Below are 24,780 nucleotides of genomic sequence, written 5' to 3' on the forward strand. Positions count from 1 at the left end.
CCACGGGAATATCTACGGCAGCAAGCCAGTAATGGGTTAAGTGATAACAGGTGTCTGGAAATATAGGGGCAAATCCAGTAAGGTCCTCCGCAGAGGCGCTGGATATTATTTTATATTCAGGGAAGTGAGTCCTCATGACCTCTTTTAACCCTGCTTGCATAACAGGTATTTTACTGATAACAATTCCATTTTTGCAGCATCCTGGCAACATATTTCCTCCACATCCACTGTCTAAAAATCATGATGGTCTATTCAGGATATTCATTCCTTAAATGTTTCCAGCAAATTAATAGATTAAGCGAATAAATTATCCTTTGCATTCACTTTCATATCAGCATACTCCTGCTGCACAATAACTCCACTGCATGTGTCAGAAGGTTAGCATCAAATGATAACCTGGTGAAATAGCCTGGAGACATTTAAAATATCTACATTAAGTTGTTAGAAATACTTAATGAAAAACAGAATTCTCATTCATTTAATTTATAATTAAGTGATATCCCTTCCCGCAGGATGCAAAATCACACAATCAATATTTATTCAATAAAATCTGATAGTTTTAACTTGTTAAAATTAAAAAACGCGCCCAGTTATCTTTTATCCTGATTCGTAAGGGCTAAACAATAAATTCATTATAGTGATAATATTCATGCGATAATTTGTTTGCGGCGAGAGATAATTCGCTTTTTAACACCGAGCTTCTCCCGATAACCAGGATTAATCAGCGCAATTTTGATCTTAACCTGCCGCAAAACAACCGCGCTTCATGATACAAATGGATTCTCATTATCTGAACAATACGCAGCACGTCTATGACAAAGGGCGAGTTATGCAAACTGAGCAACAGCGAGCCGTAACACGGCTTTGTATCCAGTGCGGATTATTTCTTTTGCAACATGGTGCGGAAAGCGCGTTGGTTGATGAACTTTCCTCACGACTGGGTCGGGCGTTGGGAATGGACAGCGTCGAAAGTTCTATCTCTTCGAACGCCATCGTGCTGACAACCATTAAAGATGGGCAATGCCTGACATCGACACGTAAAAATCACGATCGCGGCATTAATATGCATGTGGTGACTGAAGTCCAGCACATTGTGATTCTGGCGGAGCATCATCTGCTGGATTACAAAGGCGTAGAGAAAAGATTTAGCCAAATTCAGCCATTACGTTACCCGCGATGGCTGGTAGCCTTGATGGTCGGCCTTTCTTGCGCCTGTTTCTGTAAACTCAATAACGGTGGCTGGGACGGTGCCGTCATCACCTTCTTTGCCAGTACGGCCGCGATGTATATCCGCCAGCTGCTGGCACAGCGTCATCTTCATCCACAGATCAACTTTTGCCTCACCGCTTTCGCCGCCACCACCATTTCCGGTTTGCTTTTGCAACTTCCCACTTTCAGCAATACACCCACCATCGCGATGGCCGCCAGCGTTCTGCTGCTGGTGCCGGGCTTTCCGTTGATTAATGCCGTCGCCGATATGTTTAAAGGCCACATCAATACCGGACTGGCACGCTGGGCGATCGCCAGTCTGCTGACACTGGCTACCTGCGTCGGCGTGGTGATGGCACTGACGATTTGGGGGCTACGCGGATGGGTGTGATCGAATTTCTGTTGGCGTTGGCGCAGGATATGATCCTCGCCGCCATTCCTGCAGTCGGCTTTGCGATGGTGTTCAACGTTCCCGTTCGGGCGTTACGCTGGTGTGCGCTGCTTGGTGCGATAGGTCATGGTTCCCGAATGATCTTAATGACCAGCGGGCTGAATATTGAATGGTCAACCTTTATGGCCTCTATGCTGGTCGGCACCATTGGTATTCAATGGTCGCGCTGGTATCTGGCACATCCGAAAGTGTTTACCGTGGCGGCTGTTATCCCCATGTTTCCGGGCATCTCTGCTTATACTGCAATGATTTCGGCGGTAAAAATCAGCCAGCTAGGTTACAGCGAACCGTTGATGATTACCCTGTTAACCAACTTTCTTACAGCTTCATCGATTGTTGGTGCATTATCCATCGGCCTTTCCATTCCTGGATTATGGTTGTACCGCAAGCGCCCTCGCGTATAAAATTGCCTCACTTAAAGCACGCGGATGAGAGACAGCCTCCTCTCCTCCGTGTGTTACTATAAAAGTTATCTCCCTTCTCGTTCATCGTTCCATATTTGAGAAACAGTATGTCTTCCAGAGTTTTGACCCCGGACGTCGTTGGTATTGACGCCCTGGTACACGATCACCAAACCGTTCTGGCAAAAGCTGAAGGCGGTGTGGTTGCCGTATTTGCTAACAATGCCCCGGCGTTTTATGCCGTCACGCCTGCGCGCCTGGCTGAACTGCTGGCGCTGGAAGAAAAGCTGGCGCGTCCAGGAAGCGATGTCGCTCTGGACGATCAACTCTATCAGGAACCGCAAGCCGCTCCCGTTGCTGTACCCATGGGGAAATTCGCCATGTATCCGGACTGGCAACCCGATGCCGACTTTATCCGCCTGGCGGCGCTATGGGGCGTGGCGCTAAGAGAGCCGGTGACCACCGAAGAACTGGCCTCATTCATTGCCTACTGGCAGGCGGAAGGTAAAGTCTTTCACCATGTACAGTGGCAACAAAAACTGGCGCGTAGCCTGCAAATCGGCCGTGCCAGCAACGGCGGACTGCCGAAACGAGATGTGAATACGGTCAGCGAACCTGACAGCCAAATTCCACCAGGATTCAGAGGGTAACGATGAAAAACGTTGGCGACCTGATGCAACGCCTGCAAAAAATGATGCCTGCCCATATCAAACCTGCGTTTAAAACGGGTGAAGAACTACTGGCCTGGCAGAAAGAACAAGGGGCGATCCGCTCCGCCGCTCTCGAACGTGAAAATCGGGCGATGAAAATGCAGCGCACCTTTAACCGCTCCGGTATTCGTCCACTGCATCAGAACTGCTCCTTTGAGAACTATCGCGTTGAGTGTGAAGGGCAGATGAATGCGTTAAGCAAAGCGCGCCAGTATGTCGAAGAGTTTGACGGCAACATCGCCAGCTTCATCTTTTCTGGCAAGCCAGGAACCGGCAAAAACCATCTGGCGGCGGCAATCTGCAACGAGCTACTGCTACGCGGTAAATCCGTATTGATCATCACCGTGGCCGATATTATGTCGGCGATGAAAGATACCTTCAGGAATAGCGGTACCAGCGAAGAACAACTGCTTAACGATCTGAGCAACGTTGATCTGCTGGTGATCGATGAGATCGGTGTGCAGACCGAATCGAAATACGAAAAAGTGATCATCAACCAGATCGTCGATCGCCGCTCTTCTTCCAAACGCCCAACCGGGATGCTGACCAACAGTAATATGGAAGAGATGACCAAGTTGCTGGGCGAACGCGTGATGGATCGTATGCGCCTGGGTAACAGTTTGTGGGTGATCTTCAACTGGGATAGCTACCGTAGCCGGGTAACGGGTAAAGAGTATTAATCCCCGTTTCTGGCGGTATACTGCGACACAATTCCACCTTGAGTAATGATGATGAAAACTGTTAAACACTTTCTGTGCTGTGCCCTTGCCGCCAGCGCATTAATTTCCACCGGGGTGCATGCAGCATCCTGGAAAGATGCGCTCTCCAGCGCCGCCAGCGAACTTGGCAACCAAAACAGCACGACACAAGAAGGCGGTTGGTCGCTCGCTTCATTAACTAGCTTGCTTAGCAGCGGGAACCAGGCCTTAAGCGCAGATAACATGAACAATGCCGCAGGCATACTGCAATACTGCGCCAAGCAAAAGCTAGCTTCGGTAACCGATGCCGAAAACATCAAGAACCAGGTGCTGGAAAAGCTGGGCCTGAACAGTGAAGAGCAAAAAGAAGACACCAACTATCTGGATGGCATTCAGGGTTTGCTGAAAACCAAAGATGGTCAGCAACTCAATCTGGATAACATCGGAACGACTCCGCTGGCAGAAAAGGTGAAAACCAAAGCCTGCGATCTGGTGTTAAAGCAGGGGCTAAACTTCATTTCCTGATCCGCGAAACGCCGCGTTTTAGCTGTTACCCGGCTGACGCGGCTCTCTCCTGCCCTTTTCCCTGTTCCTGGACAGTTTTCCCCCTGTTACACGGGAAGCGACCGTAATCAAAAAAGTCTGTTTATAAACTAATTCCTAACAACATCGCATTTTTTTGACACTAGAATTGCAGCAATATGGCGACGCCATTACATTGTGCTTCTCAAAAAGCTTAAACGTTGGCTAAACGGCCCGGTTTAGTGAGGATCGCCCGTTGTCAGAACTACTCTCTTTCGCCCTTTTTCTCGCCTCTGTGCTGATTTACGCATGGAAAGCGGGACGTAACACCTGGTGGTTTGCAGCCACGTTAACGGTGCTGGGGCTATTTGTCGTTTTAAATATTACCCTGTTTGCCAGCGACTATTTTACTGGTGATGGTATTAACGACGCGGTTCTCTATACCTTAACCAACAGCCTGACCGGTGCTGGCGTCAGCAAATACATTCTTCCGGGTATCGGCATTGTGCTGGGGCTGACGGCGGTGTTCGGTGCTCTGGGCTGGATCCTGCGCCGTCGTCGTCATCATCCGCACCATTTTGGTTACAGCCTGCTGGCACTCTTACTGGCGCTGGGTTCAGTGGATGCCAGCCCGGCATTTCGTCAGATAACGGAACTGGTGAAATCCCAGTCACGCGACGGTGACCCGGACTTCGCGGCTTATTATAAAGAGCCGTCGAAAACTATCCCTGACCCGAAACTCAACCTGGTTTATATCTACGGCGAAAGTCTCGAGCGAACCTATTTTGATAACGAAGCTTTCCCGGATCTCACGCCTGAACTGGGCGCGTTGAAAAATGAAGGCCTGGATTTCAGCCACACGCAGCAGCTGCCGGGAACGGATTACACGATTGCAGGCATGGTGGCTTCTCAGTGCGGCATTCCGCTGTTTGCTCCCTTTGAAGGCAACGCCTCCGCTTCTGTTTCCAGCTTCTTCCCACAGAACATCTGCCTGGGCGATATCCTGAAGAACTCGGGTTATCAGAACTATTTCGTGCAGGGCGCGAATCTGCGTTTTGCCGGTAAAGATGTGTTCCTGAAGTCGCACGGCTTCGACCATTTATATGGCTCAGAAGAGCTGAAAAGCGTGGTGGCAGACCCACACTATCGCAACGACTGGGGATTCTACGACGATACCGTTCTCGATGAAGCGTGGAAAAAGTTTGAAGAGCTTTCCCGCTCTGGCCAGCGATTCTCACTGTTTACCCTGACAGTCGATACCCATCACCCGGATGGTTTTATCTCGCGTACCTGTAACCGCAAAAAATATGATTTTGACGGTAAGCCGAATCAGTCATTCAGTGCGGTAAGTTGCAGCCAGGAGAATATCGCGGCGTTTATCAACAAAATCAAAGCGTCACCGTGGTTTAAAGATACCGTTATCGTCGTCTCATCTGACCATTTAGCGATGAACAACACGGCGTGGAAATACCTCAATAAGCAAGATCGCAATAATCTGTTTTTCGTCATTCGTGGCGACAAGCCGCAGCAAGAAACGCTGGCGGTGAAGCGTAATACGATGGATAACGGCGCGACGGTGCTGGACATTCTCGGTGGCGATAACTATCTCGGACTTGGTCGTAGCAGTTTATCCGGGCAGTCAATGTCGGAAATCTTCCTCAATATCAAAGAGAAAACGTTGGCGTGGAAGCCGGATATCATCCGCCTGTGGAAATTCCCTAAAGAGATGAAAGAGTTCACCATCGACCAGCAGAAAAACATGATTGCCTTCTCAGGTAGCCATTTCCGTTTGCCGCTGCTGTTGCGGGTTTCAGACAAACGCGTGGAACCGCTGCCGGAAAGTGAATACTCAGCACCGCTGCGTTTCCAGTTGGCCGATTTTGCTCCACGCGACAATTTCGTCTGGGTTGACCGTTGCTATAAGATGGCACAACTCTGGGCTCCGGAACTGGCACTTTCCACCGACTGGTGTGTCTCGCAAGGGCAGCTTGGCGGTCAGCAAATTGTCCAGCATGTTGATAAAACAACATGGAAGGGCAAAACGGCATTTAAAGATACGGTCATCGACATGGCGCGTTACAAAGGCAATGTCGATACGCTGAAGATTGTTGATAACGATATTCGCTACAAAGCCGACAGTTTCATCTTTAACGTCGCCGGTGCGCCAGAAGAGGTGAAACAGTTTAGCGGGATTTCTCGTCCGGAGTCGTGGGGCCGCTGGTCCAACGCACAGTTGGGCGACGAAGTAAAAATCGAGTACAAGCATCCGCTGCCGAAGAAATTTGACCTGGTGATTACCGCCAAAGCATACGGCAATAATGCCAGCCGCCCTATTCCGGTACGCGTAGGCAATGAAGAACAAACCCTTGTGCTGGGCAATGAAGTAACCACCACTACGCTGCATTTCGATAACCCAACCGATGCTGACACGCTGGTGATTGTGCCACCTGAACCCGTCTCAACCAACGAAGGGAATATCCTCGGACACTCGCCGCGTAAGCTTGGTATCGGCATGGTGGAAATTAAAGTGGTGGAACGTGAAGGGTAATTCCTGACTGATTTGTAGGTCGCATAAGGTGCGACCTACACACCTTCTCCGGCTCACAACACATTATTAAGAAACAAAAAAAACAGCGCCCAACACTTCCCCGGACGCTGCATGGCAACTTTAATAATCTCGCCTTATAAGAAAGTAATTACACCCTTAATCAACTCACGGTTGTTAATCACATCGCGCTCATAGGTTTCTGCCAGCGTGGCGAACGGATAGCGATGGGTTAACATCATGTCGGCAGTGATTTTTCCTTCCGCCATCAGTCGACCGACTTTAGCGAAATCTTCCGGCGTGGCGTTGCGGCTGCCCATCATCGTCGTTTCTTTTTTATGGAATTCCGGATCGGAGAACTGCAACTCACCTTTAAACAGACCGACAAACACCACCGTGCCGCCGTGACGAATCAGATTCACGGTGTTATTCATTGCATGTTGATTACCTGTCGCGTCGATCACTTTCTGCGCCAGCGAACCACCAAACTGCGCCCGCAGCTGCGCGTCAAAATCTTCGGCTGACGGGTCCAGCACGGGCAACTCCAGACGCGTTGCCACATGTTCTCGGCGTGCCGGACTGGTATCCGCCACCACCACCTGTGCGCCATCAGCTTTAGCGATTGCCGCCGCGCCCAGACCAATTGGCCCCGCCCCGACCACCAGCACCTGCTCGCCGGGAGCAATAGCCGCACGACGCACCGCATGAGCGCTAATAGCGAAAGGTTCAATCAATGCTGCCGCCTGCGGGTCAATACCGTCTGCGGGCAAAATGTTCGCCACCGGCACGCTCAAATACTCACTAAAACCACCATCCTGATGCACACCAATAACTGAAATTTTTTCACAGCAATTGGTGCGACCGCTTTTACATGCCGGGCATTGCTGACAGGCAACATAAGGGATCACAGCAACTTGCTGACCATTTTTAAGATCAGCAATATTTTTACCCAGCCCAACAATCTCCCCACATATTTCATGGCCTAAAACGCGTGGATAACTAAAAAATGGTTGATTTCCACCCCAGGCATGAATATCGGTACCGCAAATCCCGACAGACTTAATTTTTATTAATGCTTCATTGTCACCCGGAATAGGTATCTCGCGTTGTTTCCAGACTAATTCTTTCGGCTGCTGGCAAATTAAAACATTCATCGTAGACATGATTCGGCTCTCCATTTTTTGTTGCCTTAGATATCAATGAAAATGAAAAATGGCAGCGGAACGGAAAATCTGTTTTGTGAAAACACACGCATAAAAATGTTTTAAATCGGGTTTTAATGGACTCACAAGGAGGAAAATATGAGTCGCTCACAAAATTTACGCCACAATGTGATTAACCAGGTCATTGATGATATGGCACGAGGTCATATCCCTTCGCCACTTCCATCGCAAAGTGCGCTGGCAGAAATGTACAACATCAGCCGCACCACAGTGCGTCATATTCTCAGCCACTTACGCGAATGCGGCGTCTTGACGCAGGTTGGAAACGACTATGTTATTGCGCGTAAACCTGACCATGATGACGGTTTCGCCTGTACTACCGCTTCAATGAGTGAACAAAACAAAGTGTTTGAGCAGGCTTTTTTCACGATGATAAACCAGCGCCAGTTACGCCCAGGGGAAACTTTTTCTGAACTGCAACTGGCTCGGGCCGCGGGTGTCAGCCCGGTGGTAGTAAGAGAATATCTTTTAAAATTCGGTCGTTATAATCTTATTCAGAGCGAAAAGCGCGGCCAGTGGAGCATGAAGCAATTCGATCAATCCTACGCCGAGCAGCTGTTTGAGCTACGCGAAATGCTCGAAACACATTCACTTCAGCACTTTCTCAACCTGCCTGATCACGATCCCCGCTGGCTGCAGGCGAAAACCATGCTCGAACGTCATCGACTACTGCGTGACAACATCGGCAATAGCTTCCGCATGTTCTCGCAACTTGACAGAGATTTTCACTCCTTACTGCTTTCAGCTGCCGACAATATCTTTTTTGATCAATCGCTTGAGATCATCTCAGTCATCTTTCATTTTCACTATCAATGGGACGAAAGCGATCTTAAACAGCGCAATATCATTGCCGTCGATGAGCATATGACCATTCTCAGCGCTCTGATTTGCCGCAGTGACCTGGATGCCACCCTTGCGCTCCGTAACCATTTGAATTCAGCTAAACAATCAATGATTCGATCCATTAATGAGAACACGCGTTATGCTCATTAAGTACGGATTAAAAACAGCAAACTATTAGCGGGTGCACGGTTTTATCAAAAGATAAATACCGGAAAATTCCCGCTTACCTATGCTCACAATCAGTCGACTAAAAATGTTTTTGTGAGCGGTAGTAAAGTCCTAAAACTTTTACCTGCCGTTAATGTCAACCTTGCGTAATGCACAATTACGTAAACAATTAAAATTATAAATACAGGAGTCCGGCGTGGAAAAAGAAAATATCACCCTCGATCCGCGTTCTTCATTTACTCCATCTTCGTCGGCAGATATTCCCGTGCCACCAGATGGATTAGTTCAACGCAGTACCCGAATTAAACGCATTCAAACCACCGCCATGTTGTTATTATTTTTTGCGGCGGTAATCAATTATCTCGACCGCAGTTCACTGTCGGTAGCAAATTTAACGATTCGTGAAGAATTGGGATTAAGTGCCACCGAAATCGGCGCTTTGCTCTCCGTGTTTTCACTCGCCTACGGGATTGCGCAGCTTCCTTGCGGCCCGCTATTGGATCGTAAAGGCCCGCGCCTGATGCTGGGACTGGGGATGTTCTTCTGGTCACTGTTCCAGGCAATGTCTGGCATGGTGCACAGCTTCACGCAGTTCGTGTTGGTGCGTATCGGTATGGGAATTGGTGAAGCACCAATGAACCCGTGCGGCGTAAAAGTCATTAACGACTGGTTCAACATCAAAGAGCGCGGACGCCCAATGGGCTTCTTCAACGCCGCCTCCACCATTGGCGTTGCCGTAAGCCCGCCAATTCTGGCGGCGATGATGCTGGTGATGGGTTGGCGCGGGATGTTTATTACCATTGGTGTACTGGGGATTTTTCTCGCCATCGGTTGGTATATGCTCTATCGCAACCGCGAGCACGTTGAACTGACTGCCGTTGAACAAGCCTATCTCAATGCCGGTAGCGTCAATGCCCGCCGTGATCCACTCAGTTTTGCTGAATGGCGCAGCCTGTTCCGTAACCGCACAATGTGGGGAATGATGCTCGGATTCAGTGGCATCAATTACACTGCGTGGCTGTATCTGGCCTGGCTGCCAGGTTACCTGCAAACAGCCTATAACCTGGATTTAAAAAGCACCGGGTTGATGGCGGCTATCCCTTTCCTGTTTGGGGCTGCCGGGATGCTGGTCAATGGTTACGTTACCGACTGGCTGGTCAAAGGAGGAATGGCTCCGATTAAAAGCCGTAAGATCTGCATTATTGCCGGGATGTTCTGTTCTGCCGCCTTTACGCTGATAGTACCGCAAGCGACAACATCCATGACGGCGGTTCTGCTGATTGGCATGGCACTGTTCTGCATTCACTTTGCTGGAACATCCTGCTGGGGATTGATCCACGTCGCTGTCGCTTCTCGCATGACTGCATCGGTGGGCAGTATCCAGAACTTTGCCAGCTTCATCTGCGCTTCTTTCGCGCCGATCATTACTGGTTTTATTGTCGATACCACCCACTCATTCCGTCTGGCGCTAATCATCTGCGGTTGCGTCACCGCGGCGGGTGCACTGGCATACATCTTCCTGGTTCGTCAGCCGATCAACGACCCACGTAAAGATTAATTTCCCTATGCCCGATAACATTTTGCTTATCGGGCATTTTTATGGCGATTAAAACGTTTCCCAGTTCTCTCCGCTATCTGCCACTGCCACTTTGCGCGGCGCAGCTGGCGTCACAGTTTTTACTACTGCCGATGCTTCGCGCTGGCGTTGCTGCTCTTGCTGAATCCGGAACACTGCCACAGCTTCGGTCAGGCGACTGGCCTGCTCCTCCAGCGCGGCGGCGGCGGCGGCAGATTCTTCCACCAGCGCGGCGTTTTGTTGGGTTACTCGGTCCATCTCAGCTACTGCTAAGCCAACCTGATCGATACCACGGCTCTGCTCATCAGAAGCCGAAGCAATTTCGCCCATAATGTCCGTCACGCGGGTCACAGCGCTGACAATCTCTGCCATGGTTTCCCCGGCGCTTTCGACCAGCGTAGAGCCAACATCCACTTTGCCCACCGAGTCTTCAATCAGGCTTTTAATTTCGCGAGCCGCCTGAGCGCTACGCTGGGCCAGATTACGCACTTCTCCCGCAACCACCGCAAAACCGCGCCCTTGCTCACCTGCACGCGCTGCTTCAACCGCCGCGTTCAAAGCCAGAATATTGGTCTGGAAGGCAATGCCGTCAATTACGCTGATAATATCGGCGATTTTCTGCGAGCTGGTGGAGATATCGCGCATGGTCTGCACCACGTTATCCACCACTTTGCCGCCACGTTGCGCCGTTTCGGAAGCACTTAATGCCAGATGGCTAGCCTGACGCGCATTCTCGGCGTTCTGTTTCACCGTTGCGGTCAGTTGCTCCATGCTGGCTGCCGTCTCTTCCAGCGAAGCGGCCTGTTGCTCGGTGCGCGAAGAGAGATCGTTATTGCCGGTGGCGATTTCGCTGGCACCGCTATAGATAGCATTGGCCCCGTTGCGCACATCACCGACGGTACGCATCAGCTCTCCCTGCATATGGCGCAAACTCTCTGCCAGTTGCCCCATCTCATTAGAACCATCCACCTCAATCGGTTTCACCAGATCGCCACCTGCAATATGACGAATGCTGTCAATCAGGCGATTCATTGGCGCTACCAACGAGGCTTTAATACCGAACCAGACGGCGAAGATGACCGCCAGTACGACGATCATCACGCCCACCAGAATCCACATCGCCTGGCTGTAGGAGGCATTATTATCGCTGACGGCGATATCATAGAGCCGATCGTTTTGCTCCATGTAAGCCACATACTGCTTCTCGAAACCGTCCTGATATCCCTGAGTCGGCTGATCAAAGAATTCGTTGATTTTGCCTGCACCTAACAGTTGGATCAGTTCCGCCAGCGCATTGTGATAAATATCGTAATTACGTTTGATCTCTGCCGCTGCGGCGGTGCTCTGACGCGGGTCACGCGGCAATGCTTCGTAATCCGCCCAGTTTTTTTCCGCCTGTTTCAGCGAAATACTGGCACTCTGCATCAGCTCGGCAACGGTTGAACCGCTACCAATATTGTTCTGATCCATCATGTAGCGGATACCCGCGCGGTTGAGGGTGTTACGCGTCTGCAACAACGCGACCCAGCTGCCATTCAGCGTGGATTGCTGCTGGCGAATGGTTTGTAAAACAGTGAAATTTTCTTTGTCATTCTTTAAGGCATTAAAGAACAGACCGCCTGATGTCAGTTGTAAAAGGCCAAAAACGGCCAAAACCAGCAGTAAGCTGGTCACGATCTTGATACGTTTTAACATGGTTTCTCTTTCCACTAGACAGATACACTGGTTGTCGGCCTGGTGGTGGAAAACTTTATGCTGTGGAAAAGCGTCGGCACTGCTTTTGTTGCAGCAAACTTGCGTTTTTTGTGAGGATCACACTCTATAGCGGCAGTTTATGGTACAAAGTATCAATCTTCTTCGAATCAGTGATACTCCCATGGCTTATAGCATCGATATCATCTCCTGTATTACCGAACGGTTTATGGCGTTAACCGCCACTGAAAAGCGTATCGCACAATTTATTCTTGATGATGTCCCCGCCGCGGTGGAACTGCCTATTGCTGAGCTGGCGCGGTTAACGCAAACCAGTCAGGCGTCGGTGACGCGTTTTGCCCGTGCTCTGGGGTGTAAAGATGTCCGCGAGCTGAAAGTCAAACTGGCGCAGTCACTGGCTGTCGGGCAGCGATTTATTCTCGATGTACCGGATCTTGACGGTGTTCAGGGGATCTACGAATCAATTATCAGCGTGCTGGAAACGCATCGTCGTTCGCTGGATATGAACGCCATTAGCCAGGCGGTAAGCTGGTTAAGTCAGGCGCGGCAAATTCTTGCATTGGGAACTGGCGGCGGTTCCACCATCTGTTCACAGGAGATTCAGTACCGTTTATTCCGTCTGGGGCTACCTGTGGTTAGTCAGAATGATGCCCTGATGATGAGAATGATGTGCTCGGCAGTGATGCCGCAGGATGTGGTGATTGTGCTGTCGCTGGGCGGTTATACACCGGAAATCATCGAAAGTGCGGCAATCGCCCGTCAGTATGGCGCGCGTGTTATTGCCATTACGCCAGCACAAACGCCGCTGGCAGAACAGGTGGATCTGGTATTGCCGCTGCTGGTTCAGGAGAGTGATTACATCTTTAAACCCACGCCTTCCCGCTACGCGATGTTAGCCATGGTCGATGTACTGGCAACAGAACTGGCAATGGCAAATAAAGCGCAGGCGAAAGATCGCCTGCGGCGGATAAAACTGGTGTTAGACAGCCACCGTGGGGGCGCTAACCGCCAGCCACTTGGCGATTAGCACTGTCGGTTATGCTTCTTCAGGTTTGGTGATCACGACACTCTGGTTTTCACGCTCATTGGTGATAATAGCCAAAGCTTCTTCCCGGCTGACCTGACTTGCTGGCGTTACCAACGTCACCAGTACGCCAGCGACCAGGCTGCCCAGCACTGACGGAATACACGGATTACCCCAGTAAGCCAGCCAGTCGGCATTCATCAGCACCACAATGGACATCACCATACCGCTCACTAACGCCGCCAGCGCGCCCTGCCAGTTAAAGCGTAGCCAGAAGCGACCGAGGATTGAGCAGATAAACAGCCCGGACATCAGCATCGAAATCATTTTGGTAATGTAGCTGATGATGTCATTAGAGGTCAGAGCAAAGGCCAGCGCCAGGCCAATAACAAAGGTCAACATCCAGCGTGAGTAAGTAATGGCCTTGTCCTCCGGCGGCATTCTGCCGGTAATCATGGTGTAGACGTCGCGCATCATAATCGCCACTGCCGCAATGGCATCGGAGCTGGCAGAAGACATGGTGGCAGAAAGCCCGGCAATCAGTACCACCAGCCCAAGAATGGCGGGTAAGAAGCTGGTCGCGAACAAGAAGGCATAGTTACTGTTTTCCAGATTCGGGTTCATGGTGAACGCCGCCATGCCGATAATGGCAGGCAGAATCGAGAAGAACAGATACAACACGCCAGTAATAACAAATGAACGCCGTACAGAGGGAACGTCTTTTCCCGAGTAAATACGCTGGCGATAAGATGGTGTGGCCAGTACGCCGACACCAATAACCAGCGACAGCGAAAGCGCAGGCAGCACGCCCATTTTATCAATCGCAAACAGGCTCATCGCTTTTGGGTCCATCGCCTGTTCAATCGCACTCCAGCCGCCAACGTGAACAACGGCAAGAATAGCCATTAATATAAAGCCAAAGAACAGAATTAGGGCCTGAATAGTATCTGTCCACACTACCGCCGAATAACCGCCGATAATAACGTAAATCGCAAAAGCTAAGGCAATAATTAATTTTGCCACCGTAAGATCAATACCTGTTGCCCAGGCAAGATACATACTTCCACCTAATATATGCGCCCCCAGCCAGCCAATAGAGGCAATAAATATCATCAGGCCGACAATATTTTTAATTAAATGGCTGCCGCCAGTATAATAAGATATTTCTTCACTCATGGTCATAAAACGTAATTTACGTACCGGTGCAAACAGCCACGCCACCAGTAATATACCTACGGCCCCACCGACGCCATAAAGCATTCCGGCCCAGCCATTGCTGTAGCCAAAGCCCACTGCGCCCATACTGGAACCCGTGCCAACCATCGTGGCAACGGTTGACCCCAGCGTCAGAAACAGCGGCAGCGAACGCCCGCCCAACAGAAAATCTTCTCCGCTTTTCTGATTACGAGAAACAAACCAACCAAGCCAAATCATGGCGATGGCATAAATAATAAAGCCGACTAAAAAGATATGACTGTTCATAATTCACATCCTGCCAGTAGAGAGAGAATAATGTAAGAGTTCCCGGAGTGCTGAATGTATTCAGCACTCAATTGCGGTCTGTTTTTTTAATTCTTAAATTTATTAGCGGGTCGCGTTATAACAGGTCACATCGACTTCGACTTTACAATCGACAACCAGATCAGCCACACAACAAATACGTGCAGGCGGATTCTCGCCAAAAAATTCTCTGAATACTTTATTAAATGACTGGAAATAGCGGGCGTCGGTCAGGATCACTTTCACGTGAACCACATCCGCCAGGCTATAACCGGCTTCAGTCATGATGTCGACACAGTTTTGGATCGCCAGTCGTGACTGTTCAACGATTCCGCCTTCTACCACTTCACCGTTTTTCATGGGTGTTTGCCCGGAGACGTACAGCCAGCCGCCCGCCTCAACCGCCCTGGCAAAAGGCAAATGCTGCCCGCCAGTGCCTGTTCCACCTTCCGTACCGTAACGTTTAATGCTCATATTCACTCCTTAATGTGAGGTCTGCCGGCGCAGGAAGCGTCCCGCACGGCCTGTAATATGTTTATCGCGACCATAGCTCATAACGCCGTTCACCATCACCGCCTCAATGCCATCTGCCGGGCGTTTGGGATCAGAAAAGCTGGCAACATCACGAATGGTTTGTGGATCGAACAACACCAGGTCCGCAAAATAGCCAACTTTCACCAGTCCACGCTGGGGCAGGCGAAAACGGCTGGCAGAAAGCCCGGTCATTTTGTGGATAGCCGTGGTCAGAGGGAATAAACCTTCATCACGGCAATAGTGACCCAGCACGCGAGGGAAGGCGCCCCATAAACGTGGATGCGGCATGGGATCATTGGGCAGGCCGTCAGAGCCAATCATACTGACCGGATAACTCAACACTCGGCGGACGTCGCGCTCGTCCATGTTGTAATAGATAGCCCCGGCAGGCATTAGCAGCTTCGCGGCCTCCAGCATACTCATCTGCCAGTCGATGGCGATTTGTGCCAGTGTTTTCCCGGCCTGCTGCGGATGCGTTTGTGACCAGGTGATCACAATATCGAATTCGTCGGTGACTTGTTTGAGATCCAGCGTTGAAGAGCTGGCTGAGTAAGGGTAGACATCGCAGCCAATTTCCTGGTGTTGACGCATTTGGTCAAAAAAGGCCAACGTTTCTTTTGTCCGCCCCCAGTTTTTCGCCCCGGCGCATTTATGATGGGAAACCACGACAGGCACTTTGCCATGACGCCCAATACGAAACGCCTCATCCAGGGCATCGAGAATCGGTTCAAATTCAGAACGCAGATGGGTGGTATAAACACCCTTCTCACCGGCTAATTCTTCCGCCAGCGCCATGACTTCTTCGGTAGTCGCCTGAAATGCTGTGGCATAGGCCAGCCCGGAACTTAACCCCAGCGCCCCCTGACTCAACGCCAGACGTAAGTCGGCACGCATAGCGGCAATTTCATCCACCGTCGCCGGGCGAAACAGGTCGTCCATATGGTTATTACGCAGTGCCGTATGACCAATCAGCGTGCCAACGTTCAGTGACGGCCTTGCTGCTTCCACTGCCTGGGCATAGCTTTCAACGGTAGGATAAATAAAGTGCTCTGCTTCCCCCAACAGATTCATCGGGTCAGGAACTTCACCTTTCATTTTCGCCGACGCCGCACTAATCCCGCAGTTACCGACAATCACCGTAGTGATCCCCTGACTGATCTTTGGCAGATATTCCGGGATGCGAATAACGTTGATATCGTCATGGGTATGAACGTCGATAAACCCTGGTGCCAGCACCCGCCCTTCCCCGTCAATGACCTGCTGCGCCGTAACGTTAAGCGCAGGGGCAATATCGACAATCCGATCACCTGTTATTGCCACGTCACCGCGAAATTCAGGGCCGCCGCTACCGTCGATAACGGTCACATTTTTGATTAACCAGTCAGCCTGCATGTTCGTCACTCCATTTCTGCAATGGTGACAAGTTAACCATTTACAAGGACGAAAAACAGTGGAAAACTACGCAAAACCCAGATGATTTTATGATACTTTTATTCATAAACTATAAGATAAATAAACTAAATATTTATATTTCATTTAGTTACAAATGATACTCACATCCGATACGGTGAAAAACTTAAAAGGTAAATGTTATGAAATACCACTCAGAACCTCTGGTTCCCCATAAATCTGCCCTGATGCAAATGCCCGCAAATCTCCTTGCCGAAGATGTCTGTTTACCTGCCGCGATCATTAAAAAGCAGGCCCTGGAGAACAACATTACGTGGATGCAACGCTACGCTGACGCGCGCGGCGTTTCACTGGCACCGCACGGTAAAACCACCATGACGCCGTGGATTTTTCAGGCGCAGCAGGCGGCTGGTGCCTGGGCAATAGGTGTCGGTAGCGCATGGCAGGCTGGTGCGGCAATGGCGAGCGGTATTCAGCGAGTGCTGATGGTTAACCAGTTGGTCGGCAAGGCGAATATGCAGTTGATTGCCCAGTTGCAACGGCATTACCCGACGGTCGATTTTATCTGCTGTATCGACAGCATTGAGAACGCCCGCGCTTTGTCTGCCTTTTTTGCCAGTCAGCAACAGACACTGAACGTGATGATTGAGCTGGGTGTTCCCGGCGGACGCTGTGGTTGCCGCTCAACGGATGCCGCACTGGCACTGGCTAAACAGGCGGCCCAATTACCAGGGCTACGTCTGCGCGGGCTTGAGTTATATGAAGGTGTTTTACACGGTGACGATCCACAACCGCAGGTAGAAGCTCTGCTGCGGAATGCCGCGCAACTGGCCTGTGATATGGCAAGTCTGGTTGATGGCGAGTTTATTCTCACCGGAGCAGGCACGGTCTGGTTTGACGTGGTGTGCAATATCTGGCTGGCGGCAGAAAAGCCTGATAACTGCCGCATTGTTATTCGCCCTGGCTGCTACATCACTCACGACACCGGAATCTACGACGCGGCACAACAACAGTTGCTCGCCCGTGATCCTGTGGCCTGTGATCTGGCAGGCGATCTCACATCTGCGCTGGAACTGGTCGCCATGGTGCAATCGGTGCCGGAAGCTGATCGTGCGGTGGTAAATTTTGGTAAGCGTGATTGCGCCTTCGACGCCGGACTGCCGCAACCAGTCGCCCACTATCGCAACGGCAAATCACTGGCATTTGATCCACAGGCGATTCGCAGTACAGGTATTATGGATCAGCACTGCATGTTGCAACTGTCAGCTAATAGCGACGTGCAAGTGGGGGATATTCTGGTGTTTGGCACATCGCATCCGTGCCTGACCTTCGACAAATGGAAAACGTTGTTATTGGCTGATGACGACTACAACGTACTGGCGGAATTAGACACTCTCTTCTAAGAATACCCCTTCGGTTAATTATCGAAGGGGCATTTTTATTGTGATCTCAATCACATATCCACCCGACGAATAATTCTTGCCCAACCGCTTACCGCCATTCCTGACCGCTTACGTCCCTAAAATAACCACTCAGTTATTTACCTTACTTTACGCGCGCGTAACTCTGGCAACATCACTGCAGGATAGCGGTCAATTTACCTCCTCAAACGCAACGCAAACCTAGAACGGCTTCGGCCAACTATTAATCAATACATGCCAGGTTTTACTATGGATACTAAAAAGATATTCAAGCACATACCCTGGGTGATTCTTGGAATCATCGGTGCATTCTGCCTCGCGGTAGTTGCATTACGTCGGGGGGAGCACGTCAGCGCCCTGTGGATCGTGGTCGCCTCTGTGTCGGTGTATCTGGTGGCTTATCGCTACTACAGTCTGTACATCGCCCAGAAGGTGATGAAACTCGACCCCACGCGCGCGACGCCTGCGGTTATTAACAACGACGGTCTGAACTATGTTCCGACTAACCGTTACGTGTTGTTTGGTCACCACTTCGCCGCTATCGCCGGTGCTGGTCCGCTGGTTGGTCCGGTTCTCGCCGCGCAGATGGGCTACCTGCCTGGCACGCTGTGGCTGCTGGCGGGGGTAGTGCTGGCCGGTGCGGTACAGGACTTTATGGTGCTGTTTATCTCCTCTCGCCGTAACGGCGCATCTCTCGGTGAGATGATCAAAGAAGAGATGGGGCCAGTACCGGGGACTATCGCGCTGTTTGGCTGTTTCTTAATCATGATCATCATCCTTGCCGTCCTGGCACTGATTGTGGTTAAAGCCCTGGCCGAAAGTCCGTGGGGAGTCTTCACCGTTTGCTCAACCGTACCGATTGCGCTGTTTATGGGTATCTACATGCGCTTTATCCGTCCGGGGCGTGTAGGTGAAGTCTCTGTTATTGGTATCGTGCTGCTGGTTGCCTCTATCTACTTCGGTGGCGTAATTGCTCACGATCCGTACTGGGGTCCGGCACTGACCTTTAAAGACACCACCATTACCTTCGCGCTGATTGGCTATGCGTTTGTTTCCGCACTGCTGCCGGTGTGGCTGATCCTCGCACCGCGCGACTATCTGGCAACCTTCCTGAAAATCGGCGTTATCGTCGGCCTGGCGCTGGGTATCGTAGTGCTGAACCCGGAACTGAAAATGCCTGCGATGACGCAGTACATTGACGGTACTGGCCCGCTGTGGAAAGGCGCTCTGTTCCCGTTCCTGTTCATCACCATCGCATGTGGTGCGGTATCTGGCTTCCACGCGCTGATCTCTTCCGGTACGACGCCGAAACTGCTGGCTAACGAAACCGACGCGCGTTTCATCGGCTACGGCGCAATGCTGATGGAGTCCTTCGTGGCGATTATGGCGCTGGTTGCTGCGTCCATCATCGAACCGGGTCTTTACTTCGCGATGAATACCCCGCCTGCGGGCCTTGGCATCACCATGCCTAACCTGCATGAAATGGGTGGCGATAACGCGCCGATCATCATGGCGCAGCTGAAAGACGTTACCGCACACGCGGCAGCGACTGTCAGCTCCTGGGGCTTCGTGATATCGCCAGAGCAGATCCTGCAAACCGCGAAAGACATTGGTGAGCCTTCTGTCCTGAACCGTGCAGGTGGTGCGCCGACGCTGGCGGTAGGTATCGCTCACGTGTTCCACAAAGTGCTGCCGATGGCTGACATGGGCTTCTGGTATCACTTCGGTATTCTGTTCGAAGCCCTGTTCATCCTGACCGCGCTGGATGCGGGTACCCGTTCTGGCCGCTTTATGCTGCAAGACCTGCTGGGTAACTTCATCCCGTTCCTGAAAAAAACCGATTCTCTGGTTGCCGGTATCATCGGTACTGCGGGCTGTGTGGGTCTGTGGGGCTACCTGCTGTATCAGGGCGTGGTCGATCCGCTGGGCGGCGTTAAGAGCCTGTGGCCGCTGTTCGGTATCTCCAACCAGATGCTGGCAGCCGTAGCGCTGGTACTGGGCACCGTTGTGCTGATTAAGATGAAGCGCACCCAATACATCTGGGTAACTGTTGTTCCGGCTGTATGGCTGCTTATCTGCACCACCTGGGCGCTGGGCCTGAAACTGTTCAGCACCAACCCGCAGATGGAAGGCTTCTTCTACATGGCAAGCCAGTACAAAGAGAAGATTGCTAACGGTACTGACCTGACGGCACAGCAGATTGCCAACATGAACCACATCGTTGTGAACAACTACACCAACGCGGGCCTGAGTATTCTGTTCCTGATTGTGGTGTACAGCATCATCTTCTACGGTTTCAAAACCTGGTTGAAGGTGCGTAACAGCGACAAACGTACTGACAAAGAAACCCCGTACGTTCCAATCCCGGAAGGCGGCGTGAAGATCTCTTCGCACCACTAACCGTGTTTAGCCCCGCTTCGGCGGGGCTTTGTTCTTATCAGAGTGAACTATGTTTGGTAACTTAGGACAGGCAAAAAAATATCTCGGCCAGGCGGCGAAGATGTTGATTGGCATTCCAGACTACGACAACTACGTCGAGCATATGAAGACCAACCATCCCGACAAGCCGTACATGAGCTATGAAGAATTCTTCCGCGAACGCCAGAACGCGCGCTACGGCGGCGATGGTAAAGGCGGTATGCGCTGTTGTTAATGGAGAGAGCATGAACCCGATTGCAGTTACCCTACTCACCGGTTTTTTAGGCGCAGGCAAAACCACCCTGCTGCGCCATATTCTTAATGAACAGCACGGCTACAAGATTGCCGTGATTGAAAACGAATTCGGCGAAGTCTCCGTTGATGATCAACTGATTGGCGACCGCGCCACGCAGATCAAAACGCTGACCAACGGCTGCATCTGTTGTTCGCGCTCCAACGAGCTGGAGGACGCGCTACTCGACCTGCTGGACAATCTCGACAAGGGCAATATTCAGTTCGACCGTCTGGTCATTGAATGCACCGGCATGGCCGATCCCGGCCCGATTATTCAGACCTTTTTCTCCCATGAGATTTTATGCCAGCGTTACCTGCTGGACGGCGTGATTGCGCTGGTGGATGCGGTACATGCCGATGAGCAGATGAACCAGTTCACCATCGCCCAGTCACAGGTTGGCTACGCCGACCGCATTCTGCTGACCAAAACCGACGTCGCAGGCGAAGCAGAAAAACTGCGTGAACGCCTGGCACGCATCAACGCCCGCGCACCGGTCTACACCGTCACCCACGGCGACATCGATCTGGGCCTGCTGTTCAACACCAACGGTTTTATGCTGGAAGAAAACGTCGTCAGCACCAAACCGCGTTTCCACTTTATCGCGGATAAACAAAACGATATTTCGTCGATTGTGGTAGAACTGGATTACCCGGTAGATATCAGCGAAGTTTCCCGCGTGATGGAAAACCTGCTGCTGGAGTCGGCGGATAAACTGCTGCGTTACAAAGGGATGCTATGGATTGACGGCGAACCAAATCGCCTGCTGTTCCAGGGCGTCCAGCGCCTCTACAGCGCCGACTGGGACCGCCCGTGGGGCGATGAAAAACCGCATAGCACGATGGTGTTTATCGGGATTCAGCTGCCGGAGGAAGAGATTCGGGCTGCGTTTGCGGGGTTGAGGAAGTAAAATTTCACATTTTTCTTAAGCCGGAAGATATATATACCCCACCGGCTTAAGAAAGTGCAATTCTCTTATGAAACATCACGAAATACACAGGTAAGTTCTTTAGGACTTGCTTTCCATATATGGTCAAAGCCACTCGACAGCATGACTTCTATTTTTCCTTCCGGACTTTCAATTAGTAAATAGCGATCATGGCAGTTTGTATATTTGGGATTTGTAGTGATTTGCACACTCCATTCAGGATGGATACAATGAACAAAATTACTATTTATTTTACTTCCGTTTTGGACTGCAGCGACACCTACTGCGATTTCTGAAAATTCAATAACAAGCTCTTTTCTAGGTAGTACGGAATGAAATAAGCTGCATGTATTCTCCCAATTCTGTGCAAAGTAATTATCGCATATAATTACTTTTTTTGCATTGCAACATAGCATTTCCAGATACTTTTTTAAATATATTCTATTATCTGTAGGGCTTAATGTAACGGTAACTTGATTATTAACCATACCTTTTTTATAATGTACAAAGGGAAGTGATAAATTATCATTCTCAGTAAGGATTATTTTCAACAACGATTTAGATGCTAAAGTAACAAGATCATCATCACTTTCAGGCTGACTTGCTAACATAGATAAATATTGTCGATATTCTAACTCCGGCATCTTCAATCCTAAATTTCTTGCCTCAATCCATTGCCTTTTGTTAGTTAAATAAGGTAGTACTAGTTTTTTATGTAATCTCTTCACCTTATTCTTATCATCCATATTTTCATATGCAACTAATAAAGATGTATCAAGAACCATTTGATAAGACATTTCTTTACCTCATCTTCATCAAATCATCTAAGGTTGCATCAAAAAAAACCTAAAGGGAATCCCGTAACATTCTCTTGCAGATCGGTAAATTTCCCACCTTCATTAACTCTCATCGAGATAAAATCTTTATCCACATCAGGTTTATAATGTACAGAAATATCCTCAGAAGTTATAACATCTTCATAAACCAAATACGCAAGTTTATTGATTAAATGTTCACAATGCGTTTCTACAATAATCTGGATACCCTTACTTGCTACAAATGCTAAAAAAATTGCCAAATGAGACTGCGCTTTCGGATGCAATTGAATTTCGGGATTTTCTAGCAAAATAAGATCGCCTTTTTTTGCCATCAAACAAATAATCAAAACCTTTGCAATATAACTCATCCCAGCCCCAAGATTAAGAGGAGAAACATTTCCTTCAAGCTCTTTTAAGGTAAAAGCGACCTTAATCTGGTCACCAACTTTTTCAGTAACTAATTCAGACGTCGTTCCTGTAATCAGTTTCAACCAATAAGATAATTGATATGCAAGTGTTGTAGATTCGTGAACTTTCACCAGATATTCAGGTACTGGCAAATGTTTCATTTTATCAAATGTTGAAAACAAGAATTCTCCTGCAACACCTACTCGACGTTCTGCGGTGGGCACAAATTCTTGTGCCCCCAAGCGGTTGGCATTCAGATAGAGCAACTCAGGTTCACTACCAGGCACTCTTGGCTCGTATTGATATCCCAGACGACTATCAATTTCGATATTTTCTGAGTTGAGCGTTAACGAATGAGAATTTTTTTCTGTATCCTGGACTGTTATAACAATAGATTTTGCGTTATTTTTTTTATTTCTAATAACAGGAAAATCAGCTAGAAATCGGATAACTTCTTCCATACTATACTGATTAACAGAAGCGCTATTTTTAATTAGTAACATCAATGCCTGAATAACGCTGGATTTACCAGAAGAGTTAGTTCCAGTTAAAATGGTCAGTGGTGATAACACCAGACTTGTTGAGCCTAAACTTTTAAATCCTTGAATGTTAATATTTGTAAGCATTTTTAATCCTTTCCATTATTTCCTTCGCAAAATCAAAACGCATATTTACATATTGTGTTGTATCAATTGCACCAGAAAAAATACCAATCTCATCAAAATTATACTTGTATTGTTCAATAAGCTGTTTTAATTCAATATTTTTTGATAAAAATTCAAAACTTATCTGACTGAATACCATAACTAACACTTCGAATAATCCCATATTCACTGGTCGCCTTTTAGCACCTGATTTTGTTGAAAATCTAAATGCTTCTGAACCCAACGCTTTATAGACATTAGTCATACCAGTTATACAAGCATCTTCAACTTCTTCCAGTAACTCATCATCAGCTTTTGTATTAATGAATTTCATCGCAGATGCTAAAAAAGCATCAATATCAGACCTAAATTCAACACCTGGCATTTGATTTGTTACAAGCAAATAAAATCCTACGAACCGCAAAACCAGATATCTGTCTCGCATACGCTCAGATTTTACGCCATTACCTGTTGCAAGCCTGAAAGACTCGTGTTCAGCGAGATCCTTAATTAACTTTGTGGCCTTGCCTTGATAAAGAGCATGCCGCATTTCCTGTTTATTTAGATTAATACCACTTCGATTTACACGCTCAAAAATATTAAATTTCACATATTCAGGTGTTGGGGGTTGAATCACATAAGAATGTAACTGGCAATCTTCAAGCTTTGCTTGTAATAATGGAGGAATATCAGAAAATTTTTTTCCTCTCAAGTCAGGCAACATAGATAAATCAGTTAAAGAAAATTCATTGTTAACATAGCGTTTCAATGCAGATATTCGTTGTTTGCCATCAATGATTTGCCTGACACCATTTTCATCCTCAAAAAGATAAATTAATGGAATAGGAATCCCCATTAAAATAGATTCAATTAATTCTGACTGGTGTTTTCTATCCCAGACAAGTTTACGCTGAAAATCTGGAGCAAGAACCAGTTGCCCACGAGCTTCGCGACGGAGTAATTCGAAAACACTGGATTGCTCTTTTGCAATTCGAACCTCAGTATCTGTCCCCATTTGATGCGGATGAGATGTTAACTCAAGCTCTTCTTGATCTTCGAGTTCAATGCTGTCGTTTTCTACATCCGCATTACTCATGGTAAAATTACCTTTAAAAATTTATCGAATTATTTATTCATAAAAATAGGGCGCTGAATCAAAATTTCAGCCCCTTAATCAACATGAATTATACCCTAACTTCCTTCTTGACTGCGACCTTCACTGCACCATTATGCGAGTTATCTCCAGAACATAATGCTCTCATACCGCCCTAAGTCATAGCCAGGCTATTGATTTTATGTACAATCAGAATCGTCCTGATAAAAG

21 protein-coding genes and 1 pseudogene are annotated in these 24,780 nt (G+C 49.1%); 13 read left to right on the top strand and 9 right to left on the bottom strand.

What is annotated here, in order from left to right:
• Positions 1-211: pseudogene (locus tag BEB54_RS29445) on the bottom strand (hypothetical protein); the annotation flags it as partial.
• Positions 212-829: 618 nt separating this feature from the next.
• Between BEB54_RS29445 and BEB54_RS22305 the strand changes: the two are divergent.
• The 6 genes from BEB54_RS22305 (at position 830) to opgB (ending at position 6,539) form a co-directional block, all read left to right on the top strand.
• The gene (locus BEB54_RS22305) at positions 830-1,600 is read left to right on the top strand and encodes a threonine/serine ThrE exporter family protein (RefSeq protein ID WP_001361172.1); all 771 of its coding nucleotides are present in this window, start codon (positions 830-832) and stop codon (positions 1,598-1,600) included.
• Positions 1,591-2,064 carry a threonine/serine exporter gene (locus BEB54_RS22310; RefSeq protein WP_000538188.1) on the top strand — a complete coding sequence of 158 codons (474 nt, stop codon included), beginning with the start codon at positions 1,591-1,593 and terminating at the stop codon, positions 2,062-2,064. Before BEB54_RS22305 ends, BEB54_RS22310 begins: the two co-directional genes overlap by 10 nt.
• A gap of 107 nt (positions 2,065-2,171) precedes the next feature.
• The gene (dnaT, locus tag BEB54_RS22315) at positions 2,172-2,711 is read left to right on the top strand and encodes a primosomal protein DnaT (RefSeq protein ID WP_000098818.1); all 540 of its coding nucleotides are present in this window, start codon (positions 2,172-2,174) and stop codon (positions 2,709-2,711) included.
• Positions 2,712-2,713: 2 nt separating this feature from the next.
• Positions 2,714-3,451: a DNA replication protein DnaC gene (gene dnaC / locus BEB54_RS22320; protein WP_000799911.1), complete on the top strand. Its 738-nt coding sequence runs from the start codon at positions 2,714-2,716 to the stop codon at positions 3,449-3,451.
• A gap of 48 nt (positions 3,452-3,499) precedes the next feature.
• Complete coding sequence (yjjA, locus tag BEB54_RS22325) at positions 3,500-3,994, top strand: DUF2501 domain-containing protein YjjA (RefSeq protein WP_105277312.1); 495 nt, start codon at positions 3,500-3,502, stop codon at positions 3,992-3,994.
• 253 nt (positions 3,995-4,247) lie between these two features.
• The gene (opgB, locus tag BEB54_RS22330) at positions 4,248-6,539 is read left to right on the top strand and encodes a phosphatidylglycerol--membrane-oligosaccharide glycerophosphotransferase (RefSeq protein ID WP_001292659.1); all 2,292 of its coding nucleotides are present in this window, start codon (positions 4,248-4,250) and stop codon (positions 6,537-6,539) included.
• A gap of 134 nt (positions 6,540-6,673) precedes the next feature.
• Here opgB and lgoD read toward each other — a convergent pair whose 3' ends face one another.
• Positions 6,674-7,699 (bottom strand): L-galactonate oxidoreductase, encoded by a 1,026-nt coding sequence (gene lgoD, locus BEB54_RS22335; RefSeq protein WP_000106034.1) that lies wholly within the window; start codon positions 7,697-7,699, stop codon positions 6,674-6,676.
• A gap of 138 nt (positions 7,700-7,837) precedes the next feature.
• On the opposite strand from lgoD, the gene BEB54_RS22340 reads away from it, so the two are divergent.
• Together BEB54_RS22340 and BEB54_RS22345 are read left to right on the top strand one after the other, a co-directional pair.
• Positions 7,838-8,752 (top strand): GntR family transcriptional regulator, encoded by a 915-nt coding sequence (locus BEB54_RS22340; protein ID WP_000091572.1) that lies wholly within the window; start codon positions 7,838-7,840, stop codon positions 8,750-8,752.
• Positions 8,753-8,966: 214 nt separating this feature from the next.
• On the top strand, positions 8,967-10,328 hold the full coding sequence (locus BEB54_RS22345) for an MFS transporter (RefSeq protein WP_000410142.1): 1,362 nt from the start codon (positions 8,967-8,969) through the stop codon (positions 10,326-10,328).
• A 48-nt stretch (positions 10,329-10,376) separates the two neighbouring features.
• Here BEB54_RS22345 and tsr read toward each other — a convergent pair whose 3' ends face one another.
• Entirely contained in the window at positions 10,377-12,041 is a 1,665-nt protein-coding gene (gene tsr, locus BEB54_RS22350) for a methyl-accepting chemotaxis protein (protein WP_105277261.1), read from the bottom strand.
• A gap of 181 nt (positions 12,042-12,222) precedes the next feature.
• On the opposite strand from tsr, the gene BEB54_RS22355 reads away from it, so the two are divergent.
• Positions 12,223-13,086, top strand: coding sequence for a MurR/RpiR family transcriptional regulator (locus BEB54_RS22355; protein ID WP_105277260.1), 864 nt, complete (start codon positions 12,223-12,225; stop codon positions 13,084-13,086).
• A 9-nt stretch (positions 13,087-13,095) separates the two neighbouring features.
• On the opposite strand, the gene BEB54_RS22360 is transcribed toward BEB54_RS22355, so the two are convergent.
• The 3 genes from BEB54_RS22360 to BEB54_RS22370 all read right to left on the bottom strand — a co-directional run bounded on the left by BEB54_RS22360 (position 13,096) and on the right by BEB54_RS22370 (position 16,509).
• Positions 13,096-14,565 (bottom strand): sodium:solute symporter family protein, encoded by a 1,470-nt coding sequence (locus BEB54_RS22360; protein ID WP_105277259.1) that lies wholly within the window; start codon positions 14,563-14,565, stop codon positions 13,096-13,098.
• A gap of 102 nt (positions 14,566-14,667) precedes the next feature.
• Positions 14,668-15,057 (bottom strand): RidA family protein, encoded by a 390-nt coding sequence (locus tag BEB54_RS22365; protein WP_000023754.1) that lies wholly within the window; start codon positions 15,055-15,057, stop codon positions 14,668-14,670.
• A 9-nt stretch (positions 15,058-15,066) separates the two neighbouring features.
• Positions 15,067-16,509 (bottom strand): N-acyl-D-amino-acid deacylase family protein, encoded by a 1,443-nt coding sequence (locus BEB54_RS22370; RefSeq protein WP_105282284.1) that lies wholly within the window; start codon positions 16,507-16,509, stop codon positions 15,067-15,069.
• A 200-nt stretch (positions 16,510-16,709) separates the two neighbouring features.
• Between BEB54_RS22370 and BEB54_RS22375 the strand changes: the two genes are divergently transcribed.
• The 4 genes from BEB54_RS22375 (at position 16,710) to yjiA (ending at position 21,568) form a co-directional block, all read left to right on the top strand.
• Positions 16,710-17,930 carry an amino acid deaminase gene (locus BEB54_RS22375; RefSeq protein ID WP_105277258.1) on the top strand — a complete coding sequence of 407 codons (1,221 nt, stop codon included), beginning with the start codon at positions 16,710-16,712 and terminating at the stop codon, positions 17,928-17,930.
• Positions 17,931-18,197: 267 nt separating this feature from the next.
• The gene (btsT, locus tag BEB54_RS22385) at positions 18,198-20,348 is read left to right on the top strand and encodes a pyruvate/proton symporter BtsT (RefSeq protein ID WP_105277257.1); all 2,151 of its coding nucleotides are present in this window, start codon (positions 18,198-18,200) and stop codon (positions 20,346-20,348) included.
• 49 nt (positions 20,349-20,397) lie between these two features.
• Positions 20,398-20,601, top strand: coding sequence for a YbdD/YjiX family protein (locus BEB54_RS22390; RefSeq protein ID WP_000467859.1), 204 nt, complete (start codon positions 20,398-20,400; stop codon positions 20,599-20,601).
• Positions 20,602-20,611: 10 nt separating this feature from the next.
• Positions 20,612-21,568, top strand: coding sequence for a GTPase (yjiA, locus tag BEB54_RS22395; protein WP_001297640.1), 957 nt, complete (start codon positions 20,612-20,614; stop codon positions 21,566-21,568).
• 65 nt (positions 21,569-21,633) lie between these two features.
• Here the strand turns inward: yjiA and BEB54_RS22400 are convergent, their stop codons facing one another.
• The 3 genes from BEB54_RS22400 to BEB54_RS22410 are packed head-to-tail and all read right to left on the bottom strand — an operon-like array spanning position 21,634 to position 24,552.
• Positions 21,634-22,383, bottom strand: coding sequence for a hypothetical protein (locus BEB54_RS22400; protein WP_105277256.1), 750 nt, complete (start codon positions 22,381-22,383; stop codon positions 21,634-21,636).
• Between the two features lie 38 nt (positions 22,384-22,421).
• A complete protein-coding gene (locus BEB54_RS22405; protein WP_105282285.1) occupies positions 22,422-23,438 on the bottom strand; it encodes an AAA family ATPase in 1,017 nt (338 codons plus the stop codon).
• Positions 23,422-24,552, bottom strand: coding sequence for a DUF262 domain-containing protein (locus tag BEB54_RS22410; protein WP_105277254.1), 1,131 nt, complete (start codon positions 24,550-24,552; stop codon positions 23,422-23,424). The genes BEB54_RS22405 and BEB54_RS22410 overlap by 17 nt, the downstream gene beginning before the upstream one ends.
• Positions 24,553-24,780 lie beyond the last annotated feature (228 nt).

The organism is Escherichia sp. MOD1-EC6021 (assembly GCF_002965245.1).
Taxonomy (GTDB): Bacteria; Pseudomonadota; Gammaproteobacteria; order Enterobacterales; family Enterobacteriaceae; genus Escherichia; species Escherichia coli_F.

Bases quoted from the DNA above. Each gene is read 5' to 3' on its own strand.
- BEB54_RS22305 (WP_001361172.1), top strand. From the start codon at position 830: ATGCAAACTGAGCAACAGCGAGCCGTAACACGGCTTTGTATCCAGTGC.
- BEB54_RS22310 (WP_000538188.1), top strand. From the start codon at position 1,591: ATGGGTGTGATCGAATTTCTGTTGGCGTTGGCGCAGGATATGATCCTC.
- dnaT (WP_000098818.1), top strand. From the start codon at position 2,172: ATGTCTTCCAGAGTTTTGACCCCGGACGTCGTTGGTATTGACGCCCTG.
- dnaC (WP_000799911.1), top strand. From the start codon at position 2,714: ATGAAAAACGTTGGCGACCTGATGCAACGCCTGCAAAAAATGATGCCT.
- yjjA (WP_105277312.1), top strand. From the start codon at position 3,500: ATGATGAAAACTGTTAAACACTTTCTGTGCTGTGCCCTTGCCGCCAGC.
- lgoD (WP_000106034.1), bottom strand. From the start codon at position 7,699: ATGTCTACGATGAATGTTTTAATTTGCCAGCAGCCGAAAGAATTAGTC.
- BEB54_RS22340 (WP_000091572.1), top strand. From the start codon at position 7,838: ATGAGTCGCTCACAAAATTTACGCCACAATGTGATTAACCAGGTCATT.
- tsr (WP_105277261.1), bottom strand. From the start codon at position 12,041: ATGTTAAAACGTATCAAGATCGTGACCAGCTTACTGCTGGTTTTGGCC.
- BEB54_RS22355 (WP_105277260.1), top strand. From the start codon at position 12,223: ATGGCTTATAGCATCGATATCATCTCCTGTATTACCGAACGGTTTATG.
- BEB54_RS22360 (WP_105277259.1), bottom strand. From the start codon at position 14,565: ATGAACAGTCATATCTTTTTAGTCGGCTTTATTATTTATGCCATCGCC.
- BEB54_RS22365 (WP_000023754.1), bottom strand. From the start codon at position 15,057: ATGAGCATTAAACGTTACGGTACGGAAGGTGGAACAGGCACTGGCGGG.
- BEB54_RS22370 (WP_105282284.1), bottom strand. From the start codon at position 16,509: ATGCAGGCTGACTGGTTAATCAAAAATGTGACCGTTATCGACGGTAGC.
- BEB54_RS22375 (WP_105277258.1), top strand. From the start codon at position 16,710: ATGAAATACCACTCAGAACCTCTGGTTCCCCATAAATCTGCCCTGATG.
- btsT (WP_105277257.1), top strand. From the start codon at position 18,198: ATGGATACTAAAAAGATATTCAAGCACATACCCTGGGTGATTCTTGGA.
- BEB54_RS22390 (WP_000467859.1), top strand. From the start codon at position 20,398: ATGTTTGGTAACTTAGGACAGGCAAAAAAATATCTCGGCCAGGCGGCG.
- yjiA (WP_001297640.1), top strand. From the start codon at position 20,612: ATGAACCCGATTGCAGTTACCCTACTCACCGGTTTTTTAGGCGCAGGC.
- BEB54_RS22400 (WP_105277256.1), bottom strand. From the start codon at position 22,383: ATGTCTTATCAAATGGTTCTTGATACATCTTTATTAGTTGCATATGAA.
- BEB54_RS22405 (WP_105282285.1), bottom strand. From the start codon at position 23,438: ATGCTTACAAATATTAACATTCAAGGATTTAAAAGTTTAGGCTCAACA.
- BEB54_RS22410 (WP_105277254.1), bottom strand. From the start codon at position 24,552: ATGAGTAATGCGGATGTAGAAAACGACAGCATTGAACTCGAAGATCAA.